Consider the following 15,679-nt stretch of genomic DNA (forward strand, 5'->3'; position numbering starts at 1 on the left):
AATTTCCTTAACATAAATAAAAGCCTGCACACTTTGAATATATCAAAATGGGCAGGTTTTTTCAATGTCTAAGAAATTATGGTAATACATTAGTCATTTATTGTTTTATTGAAATTTAAAGCAATAATAACTGCATCAGCCATATTAATTGAACCGTCATTATTCAAATCACAAGAAGCTTTATAATCGCCGTCTCCTATAACCGAATTGAATACGGCTGCCATAAGAACCACATCAGACATGTTAACAGCACCGTTTCCGTCTATATCACCTATAAGTACTTTTGTTGCAGATTTTTTTACAAGACTTAAGTTGTCAAAAGTAACAACTGTACCGTTAAAAGTGTCTTCGCCAAGGCTAAATGCTAGAGCACAGTTTGAGTCATTTGCCGATGCTGTAAAAGCAGCCTGGTAATGTTGAAGTTCACTAGTAATATTTAAGTTACCTGAATGAAGTGGTGACCAAGGTGCGTGATTTAGCTGAACAGCGAACGGAAGTGTGCGTTCATCGGTGCATTTGTAATCGAAAGAAAGAACATATTCTTCTCCCTTTTCCAGCATGAAACCGGAGGCAATCGCCTGGGTAGCCCAGCTTTCTGAACCACCGTTTTGAACTGCCACAGCAATTCCTGTGTTGGGTAAAATTTCATAGGTCATTTCGTTTCCAAATGCCAGAATTGAACTTAATTCCAGTAAATTGGATTTGGCAGATAATTCTTTGCCGTCTTCCTTTACAAATATTCCATTTTTAAAATCTTCGTTATTAAAATGTTCTGTTAGCCAGCTTACACGCTTGGACAGCCAATTACTAAGGTACATATAATGGTCTTTATATGTTGGAAGTTTAACTATTTCCTCTGGAGAGATATTTGTCTGCTTACCTAATATATTCCATTTGTCAAAATTTCTGCAATAAGACTTATAATTGGATTCAGCTTCACTAATAACTATATTTGGCAGGTCATTTAGGTCGTTTTGAAGTTCATTCCAACGTTCTTTTACCAATTCGCGAAACCATTTATTAGTAAGTGCATTGCAGAACCATGGATTTGAGTTTGCATTGACATTTAAGACAGTATATGGACTAAATCCTACCCAAGAGTCAAATCCTTTAACGCAATTTGCATTTCCCATAGCAAGATCAAAATCCCACATAGGACCAAAGCAAAGTTTTCCATTAATATCTTTGTACATATAGAAGCTGTCCCAGCCGGCATCAACATTTTTTACAATTTCATTGCCTATGTATATATCAACTAATGAGTCTAGGTCAATATACTTTTTTGCATTTTCCTGATTGCCATTTTTTAATGCGTCATAAGATTCTTTAATGTAATTGGATATGTAATTAATCTGCTGTTCTTTTATTGCTGCAGTTTCAGATAATTCACTTTTAATTACATAGCTCTCAGTATCGACGTCAAACTTATTTTCTCCCTCATACCTGGACATTTCAACTAAATAACCGTTGTTTTCAACTTCATCCGGTGATTCTTCGATTGCTACACGATTTTTATTAACGTTATTGTCCTCACAAAGCAGATAAACACCTTGATACTCACCGTTAAGATACAATTCTATAGAGCGGCAGTTCGGTGAATAAGACATTCCGGTAAGTTTCTCTGCAAAACGATAGGCTGTAAGGTTTCTTAAAAGAGAGTGGTCGGAATGATTAGCTATTAAAAGCCAGGGCTTTCCTTTACCGTCGCCAATACCTAATAAATTTTGTTTTTCTTCAAATTTCATTTTATAGCTTTTCTTTTCAGCATACATGGAACTGCTGCCGCGAAGTCTTACCGATGTAGTCATATCAGTTATTTCATAATTACCCTTATCATTAATTATGCTGACTTTCGCACCGGCATATTCTTCATCGGAATTGATTTGGCTTCCCGAATCGGTGTTGATTGCAAGTATTGGCATTTCAAGCTGATTATATTTAGTATTTAAGGAAGCTATTGTGGTACTTCCTGTTTCAGACGCATACACTTTTTCTTTATATCCCCATCCAAACATACTTATAGCTAAAACCATAACCGTTAATGATACTGTTAAAGCGGGTAATTTTACTTTCATAGCTATAATCCTCCTATTCTAAACTTATAAAGGAATGATTAAAGAATTACTTCCCCTTGCGAGTGCGAGTTCACGAAATTAGGTGAACTTGAAAACTAGCATATAGTAGAAGTTATTTCTTTAATATGCCTAACGATTTTGCCCGGGCGTTTTACTACAAGAACTTTACGCTTCTAAATATAACATTTAAATACATATATGGATACTTTAATAATTGTAAATTTACTTTAAAAAAAATACATTTTCTTAAATATCTTTAAAGCTATAAAAAACTTAAACAACCAAGAAGTTTTTTACTACTAACAGGTAATTATATTCTCAGTTGTAAAATTAGTCTAACTTTGATACAGTAAAATAGTAGATGTAAATAATATTTTACATTATAACTAACAGTATGTTGATTAATTTATAAGGGGAGGGTATTACATGAAAATGAAAAAAGTGTTATTTTATTATGTACTCTTATGCAGTATTATTGCCACATTTTTTGTGCAGGCCAGTGTAATGTACGCTGCTACACCATTAACAGAACTATCGATTTCTTCTGTGGACTTTAATGATGATGGGGCGGTAAACATGCTCGATGTTATTGTTTTAGCATCAGCATTTAATTCTAAATCTGGAGACACCAGATATCTTGTCAAGATTGACATAAACCATGATGGTGTAATAAATATGAGTGATGTAATTTATATAGCCAAATATTTTGGAAGAATAATAGAAAAACCGACATCAACCCAGATGCCAACTCCAACCAGCACTGATCCTTCATTGATAGACACAGGTGATTTTATAATAGATACTGATACAGGAACAATTGTAAAGTATAAAGGAAGCAGCAGAAATGTTACAGTACCGGAAGGGGTAAACGCAACTAAAGTAACTCGCATAGGAACCAATGCATTCTATTATTGCAGCAAATTAACAAGCATATCTATACCGGATGGTGTTACCAGCATAGGTGATTCTGCTTTCTATGAGTGCAGCAGCCTTAAGGATATTAAATTACCAAAGAATTTAACATATTTAGGCTGTGATGCATTTTATGGCTGTGAAGCATTAACAAATATAGTGATACCTGAAGGTGTGAGCATGATAAATGATGGTGCATTTTCCGGCTGCAGATCCCTTGCAAATATAACCATACCAAGTAGAGTATCAAGGATAGGCATGTCAGCATTCAGCGGCTGTACAAATCTAAGTAATGCTTATTTCGTGGGTGACCAGCCGGATTTTGGAAGTTATGCCTTTTCCAACACAAAACTTGGTTTCAAAATTGTAATTTTACCCACTGCACAAGGCTTTGGCAAGCCTGAGCCATACAATAATGAAACTTCCTGGGTTTGGTTTCTCAGTTGTTCAGAAAGCTATGATGTTGTTATGGCTGATAGCATTTATACTTTTGATGCAGCTACAGGAACAATTCTGAAGTACAATGGGCAGGGTGGAGATGTGGTGATACCAAGTACGATAGATGGAGTAAAAGTGACAGCTATAGGTGATATGGCATTCGGAGATACCGGTTATAGTATAAAAAGTGTAATAATACCGGATGGTGTCACCAGCTTGGGAAACTGTGCGTTCCATGAGTGTGCAATAAGTGATATTACAATACCAGCTAGTATTACCAGCATGGGGCCTGCTGTATTTATGGAATGTCCGTTAAAAAATGTTACTTTTCTAGGAAATGAACCGTCATTTTCGGGGTTTATTCCTTTCTGGGAAATTTATAACGAGAATTTCAAAATTACTGTTATGCCAAATTCAAAAGGCTTTGGTAAGCCTGTGCCATACAATAGCGAAACGTCCTGGAATTGGACTCTGGCGGTTCCAACGGTGGGCAATGTTACATTAAGGGTATGTTTATTTGATTCGTCAGTAGTAGAGAAAGGTGATTATGTTATCAGTGCTAAAACTGGAACAATTATAAAATATAAAGGTAAGGGCGGAGATGTTATAATACCCGGCGAAATAGACGGAATTAAAGTGATCTATATAGGCGAAGATGCGTTTGCCGGATGCAAAGAACTGACAAGTATATCTATCCCTCAAGGTGTTAAAGAAATATATTATGGTGCGTTTACAGACTGTACAGGACTAAAAAGTGTGAGCATGCCAAAAGATATGACAAAAATAGGTGCACGTGCATTTGAAAGATGCAATAATCTTACTGATATAACAATACCCTATGGGGTATCAAGTATAGAGAGATATGCATTTGCAGGATGCTGGAAACTAGAAACAATATCACTGCCTGATAGTTTGATCAGTATAGGAGAATATGCTTTTTCCTATTGCATTAGCCTAAGCGAAATAATAATACCTGAAAATGTTTACAGCATAGGAGATAATGCATTTTATGGTTGTACGGAACTAAGTAATGCATCATTTCGGGGTGATCAACCACAAAACTTTGGTAGGAGTATTTTTAGTAATGCAAAAGAAAGCTTCAAGATTACTGTATTTCCAAATGCATATGGTTTTGGTAAGCCTGAACCGTACAATAATCAGACGGAATGGATTTGGGATTTAAGTTCCAATAATAGCGAAATATATAAAGTAGTTTTAGATAGTAACTATTATGATTTTGATGCAGCAACAGGAACAATTTTGAAGTACCGTGGGCCAGACGGGGATGTTGTAATACCAAATACCATTAATGGAGTAAAAGTGACAGGTATAGGTACAGTGGCATTTGGTGATCGTTGTAATAATATAAAAAGTGTAACTATACCGGATGGTGTAACCAGTATTGGTAATTGTGCTTTTCATGAGACTTCAATTACAAGCATAACAATACCAGCCAGTGTAACCAGAATGGATGGAGCCGTATTTGCGGAAACTCCATTAAGAAAAATAACATTCCTTGGTAATCAACCGTCATTTGAAGAATTTGACCCGTTTTATGCTGTGGGTAGTCTTGCAATCACGGTTTTACCAACTGCAAAAGGTTTTGGCAAACCTGATCCATATTATAATGAAATTTCATGGAATTGGATCCCTGACCCGGAAAATTGGGATGGTGTCAATATACACAGAGTTTTTTTACAGGAACCATCTGTGATAGATACAGATGATTATGTTTTTGGTGCTTCAACAGGAACAATTATTAAATATAAAGGCAAGAGTGAAGATGTAATAATACCAGACAAGATAAACGGAGTTAGTGTGAAAGGCATAGGGGATGATGCATTCTCAGAGTGTAAAGAACTGACAAGTATAACTATCCCTCAGGGTGTGACTGCCATACATTATGGAGTTTTTAAAGACTGTACAAAGTTAAAAAGTGTGTCAATGCCGGAAAGTTTGATACGTATAGGAGTGTGTGCATTTTCAGGATGCACAGGCCTGACCAATATATCAATTCCAAAGGGTGTGACCAGCATAGGATTGTGTGCATTTGAAGGATGTACAGGCCTCACAGGTATTGAAATTCCAGATGGTGTAACTTTTATTGATGCCTACACCTTTAGAAATTGCAGCAGTCTGGCTAGTATTAAACTGCCTGAAAGTTTGAAGAGTATAGGAAGTCTTGCTTTTAGCGGTTGCCATAGTTTGACTGATATAAAAATTCCAGAGGGTGTGACCAGCATAGAAAATGGTGCTTTTTCTGATTGCCCATACCTTGAAAATATAACATTACCTAATGGTTTAAAGCAAATAGGGGAACATGCTTTCGGTAAAGTTTGAATAAAATAAACTCTTATGCATTCAAAAATTGCAGTAACCTAAGTGTCCGACAAAGAATATCTCTAAAGATCGGGACTTACATAAAGTGGTGATTAGTGATATGGATTTTTATTACGGCATTTAATCAATAATTAAAATAAATAACAGGTACAGGTATTTAAATCAATTCCTGTCCCTGTTATTTTTATTTGTTTACAAACTCAATAAACTTTTTCAAAAGCAATTTTTGTCCTGTATAATATTAAATTTACTAGTATAATGATTATGAAAAAGGGGTCTTATGAGGTATGAGACAAGATTCGCCTATATGGAAAGGACGCTGACTATGAATAAAATAGAACAGGCAGAGCTTAGAATTCGCTATCAAAGTGCAATTGATCAATTTATCGATAAGATAAGGGATGATATCAATGTAATTGCAGTTATAGTAAGCGGTAGTGTTGCCTATGATGTTATATGGGAAAAAAGTGATGTTGATATAACAATAGTTGTTAGGGATCAGAAACTTATGAGTGAAAGCCTGAGCATAGTTGAAGACGGCATTACCTTTAATGTGTACATGAAACAGAGAAGTTTATTTAAAAGAGGTATGGAACAAGCTGTAGGAGGTTCTATTTTACAATCCTACTTATCAAATGGGAAGATTGTATACACAACTGATGAGAGTTTGTACGATTTTTTTGAAGATATAAAACAAATCGGTGAGGATGATATGGCATTAACTGCATTAAATATTGCCAATGAGTTGATTTCAATAATGCACAAAGTGCAGAAATGGATGACAGCAAGAAATGATCTGATATATTCCCAGTATTTCTTATTGAAAGCAGCGGAACCTATTGCCAATATGGAATTATGTATCCGGGGAATTCCTACTTCCCGCAGTGCCATACAGAAGGCTATAGATTTAAACCCGGAGATCATGAGAGTTTTTTACCAGGAACCGATGGAGCATCTTCTTACGGAGGCAGAATTGAATAATGGAGTTAAGTTGTTGGACTCATATATAGAGGATAAGATGGACATATTCAAGAAGCCCATTATAGAATACCTCTCAGACCAGGAAATTAGAACAACCTCTATGATTGCAAATCACCTTCGTTCAGACAGCCACTTTATAATAGAGTCACTTGACTATTTGTCTGAAAAAGGTGTTATAGAAAAGGTGTCTCAAATCATCAAGCTAACGCCAAAAAGCCGTTTGTCCATTGAAGAAATTGGGTTTTTATACATTCCGTTGTAATAAAGCAAATGAATTTGAGAAAGGGGAATAGAGGATGTCCATTCGTACAACCATTGAAGTTTCGGGTGCAAAACAAAACAACCTTAAAAACATTTCGGTAGAAATCCCAAGGGACAAGTTAACCGTCATAACCGGAGTTTCCGGTTCTGGCAAGTCTTCTTTGGCATTTGATGTCATTTATGGAGAGGGGCAACGCCGTTTTTTAGACTCAATCTCGACATTTGCCAAGAGTCGTATCAGCCAATTGAAGAAGGCAAAGGTGGACTATGTACGAGGGCTTTCACCTGTTATAGCAATAGAGCAGAAAAAAAGCAACAATAACCCTCGTTCAACTGTTGGTACGGTAACTGATATTAACGATTATATGAGACTTCTATTTTCAACTGCAGGTATTGGACGATGTCCCGAATGCGGCTATCCACTAAAACAGTTGTCAGCTGCACAAATCGCTGAGCATATCATGACTTTGCCTGTCGGGACAAAGGTAGAACTAAGGGCACCGGTCTATAAAATCTTCGGTGAGGACTATGTTTATACATTCCATGAACTGCGTGAAAAAGGGTATAAGAATTTACTTGTAGACGGTGAAGCATTTTCTTTGGCACAAAAGCGGGAATTGGACGAGAGCAGGGATTATCACATAGAACTGATCATTGACCAGTTTACGCTTAGAAAGGATTCCTACATACAATTAACCAAGTCAATAGAAGCTGCAATGTTGTCATTAGATGAAGATATCATGATTAAAGTAGAGGTGTTAGGTGAGGTTGATCCAATGTTTTATACTGGATTTGCCTGCCCTGAACATCATTATTCTTTATGTGAAATGCAGCCTTTCCATTTTTCGTTTAATACGCCTGCCAGCAGCTGCCATACCTGTATGGGTGTGGGAATGTCATATGTAGTAGAGCCGCGATTTTTAATTGTTGCACCTGAAAAGAGTATTAACCAGGGGGCATTTAAAAATACAATATTTAATCCCTCAGGCAAGGATAGCTATAGAACGGTAATGATGTACAGTTTATCACAAAAGTACAATTTCAGTCTAGATAGACCATTCAATGAGTTACCAAAGGAAATTGTTGAAATCCTGCTATATGGAACCAAGGGTGAAACAGTTGAAATGGTTCAACCGCCGTTTTCTCAAAAGCGTAATTGGATGGTTGGACGGGATCGGCCGTTTCCTGGATTTGTGCATGAGTTTGAAAATTGGTACAAGCATTATATTCGTAAATCAGCTACATCAGAAGCATTTGAACCGACATTTATAAAGGATTGCATGATCGAGAAAGTTTGTCCCGAATGCCATGGGGCAAGGCTTAAGCCACAACGCTTACAGGTAAAAGTTGGTGATAAAAATTTCGACGAGCTCAGCCGAATGCAGTTACCGGAGCTCCTTGAATTCCTGGAAAGTCTAAGCTTTGATGCTGACATTGAGGATGTAGCAAGAACCATTGTACGCGAAATCAGTACACGTATCAAGCTGCTAGTTGATATAGGCTTGCATTACATAAACTTAGGACGCAGGAGTGACAGCATCTCCGGCGGTGAAATGCAGAGAATAAAGATGTCAACCCAGATAAGCAGTGAATTGATGGGCATGCTCTATGTTATGGATGAACCAAGCATTGGACTTCACCCAAGAGATTCAGGCCGAGTTATTGAAACAATGAAAAAGCTAAGGGATATAGGTAATACAGTCATTGTTGTGGAACATGACTTGGAAACCATTATGAATGCCGACCATGTGATTGAAGTGGGCCCCGGTCCAGGAGTCCATGGAGGTCAAATTGTTGCTTCAGGCCAGCTTGAAGATATTATGAAATCACCGGATTCCGTCACAGGAAAATATATTTCAGGCAATGCAAAAATTCCAGTGCCAAAGAAGCGTCGTTCACTAGGGGATTTGTTTCTATCAATACAAGGTGCAAGAGAGAACAATCTTAAAAATGTGGATCTGGATATACCTCTTGGAGTTTTCGTCTGCATTACCGGAGTTTCCGGCTCAGGCAAAAGTTCACTCATTAACGAAATATTGTATAAACAATTAAAAATAAATAAAACCGGTGCAAGGATTGTATCTGGAGAACATGATTTCCTGTTCGGTTCGGAACTAATAAATAATGTAATAAACATTGATCAGACACCTATAGGAAGAAATAGTAAATCAAATCCTGCAACGTATATAGGGATTTATGATAAAATCCGTCAAGTTTTTGCAATGGAACCTGATGCTATCGCCAGGGGATATAAGGAAATAGACTTCAGCCTTACACATGCCAATGGTACACGATGCGAACACTGTGCAGGGGACGGTATTATAGTTACCAATCTTCAGTTTATGGCAGATATCGAAACAATCTGTCCCGTTTGTAAGGGTATGCGTTTTTCAGACGAAGGGTTGGAGATTAAGTATAGAGGTAAGAATATTGCCGAAGTCTTGGAAATGACAGTTGAAGAAGCTCTTGTGTTCTTTAAGGATAATCGGTACTTGAAGCATAAACTAGGCATCATGAATGAACTAGGGCTTGGTTATATATGCCTTGGGCAAAGCTCAACAACACTATCCGGCGGTGAAGCACAAAGGGTTAAGCTTGCCTATGAACTCTCAAAGATTAAAAGAGGAGCACACAACTTGTACATATTGGATGAACCGACAACAGGGCTCCATTTATCGGATATTCAAAAATTGTTGGACTGCCTAGGTAGACTTGTTGAAATGGGGCACTCTGTTCTTGTGATTGAGCATCATATAGATGTCATAAAATCAGCGGATTATATAATCGATATGGGACCTGAAGGAGGCAACGGAGGAGGCTATGTAGTGGCAGAAGGTACGCCTGAACAAGTTGCGAAGGTGGAAGCATCCCATACTGGAAGGTACTTGAAGGATGTTCTTTAATCATCTAAGTGTTAAATCCCGATTGGCTATTGCCTTAAATCGGGATTTTTTTATACACTGCTTAGCATTAATTGTTTTTTTGTCTATTTTTTGATATAATTTTAAAAACAAGAGACAAGCTTGATAGTAAAACAGATAAAAGTGGTGTAGTTATATAGAATTAGTGAGATTCTTCTATTATTTGATTATTTAGTTTTCATAGGGGGAAATATGTTGAACAAGAAAGTTAAAAACTATATTTCATATCTTGTGTTGTTATTGATAGTATTGTTAAGCTGCAAGGTATGTTTCTCAATCAATAATCAATACCAATCAGAGGCTACATTAAAAAATCATTTAGTATCAAATCAAATATACTCGTCTTCATTGGCTGATATATTTGAGAAGTCGGTTGCACTTAGTAGAGGTATACAGGTTGACGGAAAAGTAAGTGTTCCATATATGGATTGTTATACCATAATGCCTGAAATGGACTCAAACATTGTTGTTCGAATTTCTCAAGCAACTCCTTTAAGTATTTATTTATATGATGAAAATGAAGAGTTAATCAAAGAAGAGACAAACAGTGATAGAAAGGTTACATTAAGATTTTATGGACTGAAAGATAAGAAATATTTTTTGATTATTTTAGGTTTGGAAAGTGGTAATTGTGAATATTCAGTTAAATTTGACTATTTTAGTACTGAAGATGATTATGGCAATACTATGGAAAATGCTTATCCAATCTTTATTAATGACGAAATAAAGGGAAGTACAAATTTCAATAATGATTGTGACTACTTTAGTTTTACACCTTCCTCTGATGGAAAATATTTTATAGAAAACCTTTCTTTTATCACCGATACTTCTTATACCCCACATTATTATCTTGTATTTAATATTTATGACTCAGATGGTAAAATGGTATATACTTCTACAGATTACCATAAATACGTTTACTTTGATCTAATAAAAAATAACACTTATTATGTATTAATTACAAATAAAAATTATTCTAGTTATATGGATTATTCATTTAGTTTAAAAGGGCCTGTTATTGACGACTGCGGCAATTCATTTGAAACTGCAAAGGAAATCAAACCAGGAGAGAAACTTTCGGGATCATTGGATTATTTTTTTGATTCAGATTACTTTAAGTTTGTGCCTTCAGAAAGCGGCAGGTACTATTTGAAAAATTATAAAGTCGATAACGGAAATGACATAAGTAAAATTCCTGAATTAGGTTCAATTATAGAGTTGTTTGATGGAAATGGAAACGGATTAAGAAACATTTATTTTGGCTCAGAAAACATAATTTTTGACATAATAAAGGATCATGAATGTTATATTAAAATTTCAGATGGTTATGAATTATTTAACTATTCCTTGGATTTTGAAGGACCTTTTGAGGATGATTATGGAAATTTTATAGAAACAGCAACTGAAATAAGCTTAAATAAAGAAGTTCATGGAAAGGTGAATTATTATGATGATTTAGATTATTTAAGTTTCACTCCTTCAACATCAGGTAAATATTATTTTAAACTTGATTGTAACTTTAATTATTATTTGACAGTTCGTGAAAATAATTATTCTTATGAAACATATGAAAAAATCAATAATAATATAATGATGTTTAAACTTTTAGCTGATACTAAATATTATATTATAATAGGTGATTATGATACAGAAGAAGGAGGAATTTATAAATTAGCTATTAGTGATAAAGTTGAAAACCTTTTGCCTGAAACAGTTATAATAAGTGGATATGTAAAACCTGAATTTTCAAATGAAAAAACCTATCCATCACGAACAGGATTTCTAGTTTCATTAAAAGATACTGATCTTTTTGCATATACAGATGAAAATGGATATTTCCAGCTTCCAAATGTACCAGTCTCTGATCAAGGCTATGTGATTGAAGTCTCAAAAAACGGTTATTTAAGTAGAATGATACATAATGTTATTGCAGATAGAGATATTTTAATAGCACAACCCATAGAAGTTTGGGCAGGGGATATTGATTCTTCAAGAGATGGAATTATTAATATGCTTGATGTTTTAGTTCTTGCAAAGACTTTTAACACAATTAAAAATGATCCGGATTTTATGGAAAGTGCTGATATCAATGGAGATTTTGTTATTAATATACTTGATGTATTCTTAATGGCAAAGCATTTTAACCAAACTATCAATTGTTACCCCAAATATTTTAGGTGTTATTCTATAAGCTTTCCGAATTAATTAATTTGTATTTATTAAAATTAAAGCTGGTTTACATATTATATATCATGTTATAATATTAAAATGAGCACAATTGGTGATTTTATCTTTATAATTATTAATAAGGTTATCTTACCCTTATTTTAATAAGTTCATTAACATAAAAAAACAAAGATTGATATATTATTTAAAATATATTTTTATTTAAATATAGAAAGTAATTTTATTTTATAGGAGACAATTGGATAATGGAAACCAACAAAAAGATCGCTATTATAATTGGAGCTGGTCCAGCAGGTTTAACTGCCGCACATGAAATTTTAAAACAAAACACTGGTATTCATCCTATCATACTTGAAGAAAGCAATGAAATAGGCGGTATTTCTCGGACAGTAAAGTACAATAATCATCGAATTGATATTGGAGGTCACCGTTTTTTTTCAAAAGATGATAAAGTAATGGATTGGTGGATGAACTTAATGCCAGTTCAGGGTGCACCTTCAAAGGATGATATATTGCTTAATAAACAAAAAGATTTGGTATCAGGCGGACCTAATCCGGAAACAGAGGATAGGGTAATGCTGATCAGGGAACGTGTTTCCAGGATATTTTATTTAAGAAAATTCTTTGATTATCCTATATCATTAAAACTTCAGACTTTTACAAACATGGGGCTTTTTAGAACCATTGCTGCCGGTTTTGGTTATATTTCAGCAAGATTTCACAAACGTGAGGAAAAATCACTTGAAGACTTTATGATAAACCGTTTTGGTGTTGCACTTTATAGAATGTTCTTTGAGGATTACACCGAAAAATTGTGGGGAGTTCACCCTTCAAAAATAGCTGCTGACTGGGGGGCTCAAAGAATCAAGGGTTTATCTTTAAAAAAGGCGGTATTAGCGGCTATAAGTAAGATATTCAGTTCAAAAGGAAATAAAAATGGAATTAAACAAAAAAATGTGGAAACATCATTAATAGAACAATTTATTTATCCCAAGCTTGGCCCTGGCCAGTTATGGGAAACTGCTGCAGCTGACATTCAGTCAATGGGCGGCGAAGTTCGCTTAAATAATAGAGTTGTAGAAGTAAAAATGCAAAATGGAAAAGTTACATCTGTTATAGTTGAAAAAAATGATGGTCAAAAGGAAGAGGTTTTTGGAGATTATTTTATATCATCAATGCCTATTAAGGATCTTGTTACTTCTATAAAAGGAACACAAATATCTTCAGAAATTAAGGACGCAGCTGATAAACTACCTTATCGTGATTTTATCACAGTAGGCCTTTTGGTAAATAAATTAAAAATAAAAAATAAAACTAAAATCAAAACAGTAGGGGACATAGTACCAGATACTTGGATATATATTCAGGAAAGAGACGTAAAAATTGGTCGTCTTCAAATCTTTAACAACTGGTCTCCATATCTTTTAAAGAACTTTAAAGACACCGCATGGATAGGTTTGGAGTACTTCTGCAATGAAGGTGACAACATGTGGAACATGTCAGATAAGGACTTTATAGAATTTGCAAAAAAAGAATTAGCTAAAATTGATATTATTGATGAAAAAGATGTTCTTGATCAAGTGAGGATCAGAGTTAAAAAAGCTTATCCAGCCTACTTCGGAACATACAGTAAATTCCCGCAAATAAAAGAGTGGCTGGATGCAATTCCTAACTTATATTGTGTTGGCAGGAACGGCCAGCATAGATATAATAATATGGACCACTCAATGCTGACAGCTATGGAGGCTGTAAATTGTATTACTAAAAATATTAGTTCAAAAGATTCAATTTGGGCTGTAAATAGTGAGGAAGAATATCACGAAACAAAGAAGTAATATAATTACTTTATATTTAATATTTTATATTATTTTGAAAAGGGGATAAAAAATGTTTTCTAAAAAAATTTTAATGACATTAGTAGCAATAACAATGTTGGTGGTAATGAGTTTATGTACACAATATGCTTTTGCATCCATGAGTGATGAGGCTAAGCCAATATCAGTCAATGAGGTATTTACTGATAATTTACTTAAACAAGATTCTGTTAAATATTACAAAGTAGAATTACCATCATCAGGCAAAGTAAACATAAGTTTTAACCATAGTAATATTGAAAGCTCAGGTATATATTGGAAGATTAATATGTTTGATAATGTAGAAAATGAGGTTCTATATCTTGAGTCTACTGGAAATAACACAACGGGAAAATCAATAAATGCTTATTTAGACAAGGGAACACACTATATTCGCGTTACTACCAAATATGGTAGTCTTTATCACAGCGACACAGATTATAACCTTACTGTAAATTATACCGAAAATAAAGGCGAATTCGAAGTTGAACAAAACAATGAAAAGGAACAAGCAACGGTTATTTCAGAAGTGAATAAGCCCATTATTGGTAATCTTAGATTAGAATCTGACGTTGACTATTACAAATTTAATTTGCAAAACCCCGGCAAAGTAAACATAGGTTTTAACCATGGTAATGTTGAATCCTCAGGTGAATATTGGAAGATCAATATGTTTGATATTAATGAAAATGAGGTTCTTAATTTTGATTCAACAGGAACTAATACAACTGGAAAATCAATAAATGCTTATCTTGACAAGGGTACATATTACATAAGAATTACTGCAAAATATAGTAGTCTTTATCACAGTAATGCTGATTATAATCTTACAGTAATTTATGAGGAAAATAAAGGTCAATTTGAAATTGAACAAAACAACCAAAAGGAACAGGCAACAGTTATTTCCGAAACAAATAAGCCAATTACCGGTAATCTTAGATTAAACTCTGATGTTGATTATTACAAATTCACATTGCAAAGTTCTGATAAAATAAATATAGGTTTTAACCATGGCAATGTAGAATCTTCAGGTGAATATTGGAAAATTGCTTTGTTTGACAGTAATGACAAGGAGCTGTTACAGCTAAATTCGACAGGTACTAATACTACAGGAAAATCAGATGATATTTCTCTTAACAAAGGTACATATTATATTATAGTTACAACAAAATATAGTAGCCTCTATCATAGCAATACCGATTATAAGATCTCTTTAAATTCTCGTCAAATTAAAGTTATGTTAAATGATAAACAAATACAATTTGACCAGCATCCTATTATTCAGAATGGACGCACACTTGTTCCTCTTCGTGCAATATTTGAAGCAATCGGTGCTAATGTTACATGGAATGAAAAACTTAAAACTATAACAGCAGTATATAAGAATACTACAATAATTATGAAAGTAGGAGATAGGACAATAACCAAAAACGGATCAAAAATTACACTTGATGTTTCTCCGCAAATTATCAACGGAAGAACATTAGTTCCTGCTCGTGCCGTTGCTGAAAGCTTTGGTGCAAAGGTGGACTGGAACAGCGATATACAAACAATTACAATTACTCAGTAACTATAACTTGAGTTTAATAATTTATATAATAATAATGCTGTAGCCTTCAAATAACTGTAGGGCTACAGCATTATCATTATATAGTTTTACTGGTTGTATGAATATGAAGAAGATGTTAAAAGAAAATGTAATCATTTTTAT

At 34.5% G+C, this 15,679-nt stretch carries 7 protein-coding genes; 6 read left to right on the forward strand and 1 reads right to left on the reverse strand.

Annotated elements, in window-relative coordinates:
- Positions 1–89 precede the first annotated feature (89 nt).
- Positions 90–2,075, reverse strand: a complete 1,986-nt coding sequence (locus tag Bccel_RS04355; RefSeq protein WP_081926884.1) for a CotH kinase family protein — start codon at positions 2,073–2,075, stop codon at positions 90–92.
- A 426-nt stretch (positions 2,076–2,501) separates the two neighbouring features.
- On the opposite strand from Bccel_RS04355, the gene Bccel_RS04360 reads away from it, so the two are divergent.
- The 6 genes from Bccel_RS04360 to Bccel_RS04385 all read left to right on the forward strand — a co-directional run bounded on the left by Bccel_RS04360 (position 2,502) and on the right by Bccel_RS04385 (position 15,538).
- Positions 2,502–5,765, forward strand: a complete 3,264-nt coding sequence (locus Bccel_RS04360; RefSeq protein WP_036940816.1) for a leucine-rich repeat protein — start codon at positions 2,502–2,504, stop codon at positions 5,763–5,765.
- Between the two features lie 325 nt (positions 5,766–6,090).
- Positions 6,091–7,008, forward strand: a complete 918-nt coding sequence (locus Bccel_RS04365) for a nucleotidyltransferase (RefSeq protein ID WP_036941157.1) — start codon at positions 6,091–6,093, stop codon at positions 7,006–7,008.
- A gap of 34 nt (positions 7,009–7,042) precedes the next feature.
- Positions 7,043–9,910, forward strand: coding sequence for an excinuclease ABC subunit UvrA (gene uvrA, locus Bccel_RS04370; protein WP_036940813.1), 2,868 nt, complete (start codon positions 7,043–7,045; stop codon positions 9,908–9,910).
- Between the two features lie 210 nt (positions 9,911–10,120).
- Positions 10,121–12,133 (forward strand): dockerin type I domain-containing protein, encoded by a 2,013-nt coding sequence (locus Bccel_RS04375; RefSeq protein ID WP_050753111.1) that lies wholly within the window; start codon positions 10,121–10,123, stop codon positions 12,131–12,133.
- Positions 12,134–12,360: 227 nt separating this feature from the next.
- Complete coding sequence (locus Bccel_RS04380) at positions 12,361–13,950, forward strand: NAD(P)/FAD-dependent oxidoreductase (RefSeq protein ID WP_036940806.1); 1,590 nt, start codon at positions 12,361–12,363, stop codon at positions 13,948–13,950.
- Between the two features lie 52 nt (positions 13,951–14,002).
- Positions 14,003–15,538 carry a stalk domain-containing protein gene (locus Bccel_RS04385; RefSeq protein ID WP_242853110.1) on the forward strand — a complete coding sequence of 512 codons (1,536 nt, stop codon included), beginning with the start codon at positions 14,003–14,005 and terminating at the stop codon, positions 15,536–15,538.
- Positions 15,539–15,679: the final 141 nt, after the last annotated feature.

Origin of the sequence: Pseudobacteroides cellulosolvens ATCC 35603 = DSM 2933, from assembly GCF_001262605.1 — a bacterium.
Classification (GTDB): domain Bacteria; phylum Bacillota; class Clostridia; order Acetivibrionales; family DSM-2933; genus Pseudobacteroides; species Pseudobacteroides cellulosolvens.

Coding starts and splice junctions, on each gene's coding strand:
- Bccel_RS04355 (WP_081926884.1), bottom strand. CDS start 2,075: ATGAAAGTAAAATTACCCGCTTTAACAGTATCATTAACGGTTATGGTT.
- Bccel_RS04360 (WP_036940816.1), top strand. CDS start 2,502: ATGAAAATGAAAAAAGTGTTATTTTATTATGTACTCTTATGCAGTATT.
- Bccel_RS04365 (WP_036941157.1), top strand. CDS start 6,091: ATGAATAAAATAGAACAGGCAGAGCTTAGAATTCGCTATCAAAGTGCA.
- uvrA (WP_036940813.1), top strand. CDS start 7,043: ATGTCCATTCGTACAACCATTGAAGTTTCGGGTGCAAAACAAAACAAC.
- Bccel_RS04375 (WP_050753111.1), top strand. CDS start 10,121: ATGTTGAACAAGAAAGTTAAAAACTATATTTCATATCTTGTGTTGTTA.
- Bccel_RS04380 (WP_036940806.1), top strand. CDS start 12,361: ATGGAAACCAACAAAAAGATCGCTATTATAATTGGAGCTGGTCCAGCA.
- Bccel_RS04385 (WP_242853110.1), top strand. CDS start 14,003: ATGTTTTCTAAAAAAATTTTAATGACATTAGTAGCAATAACAATGTTG.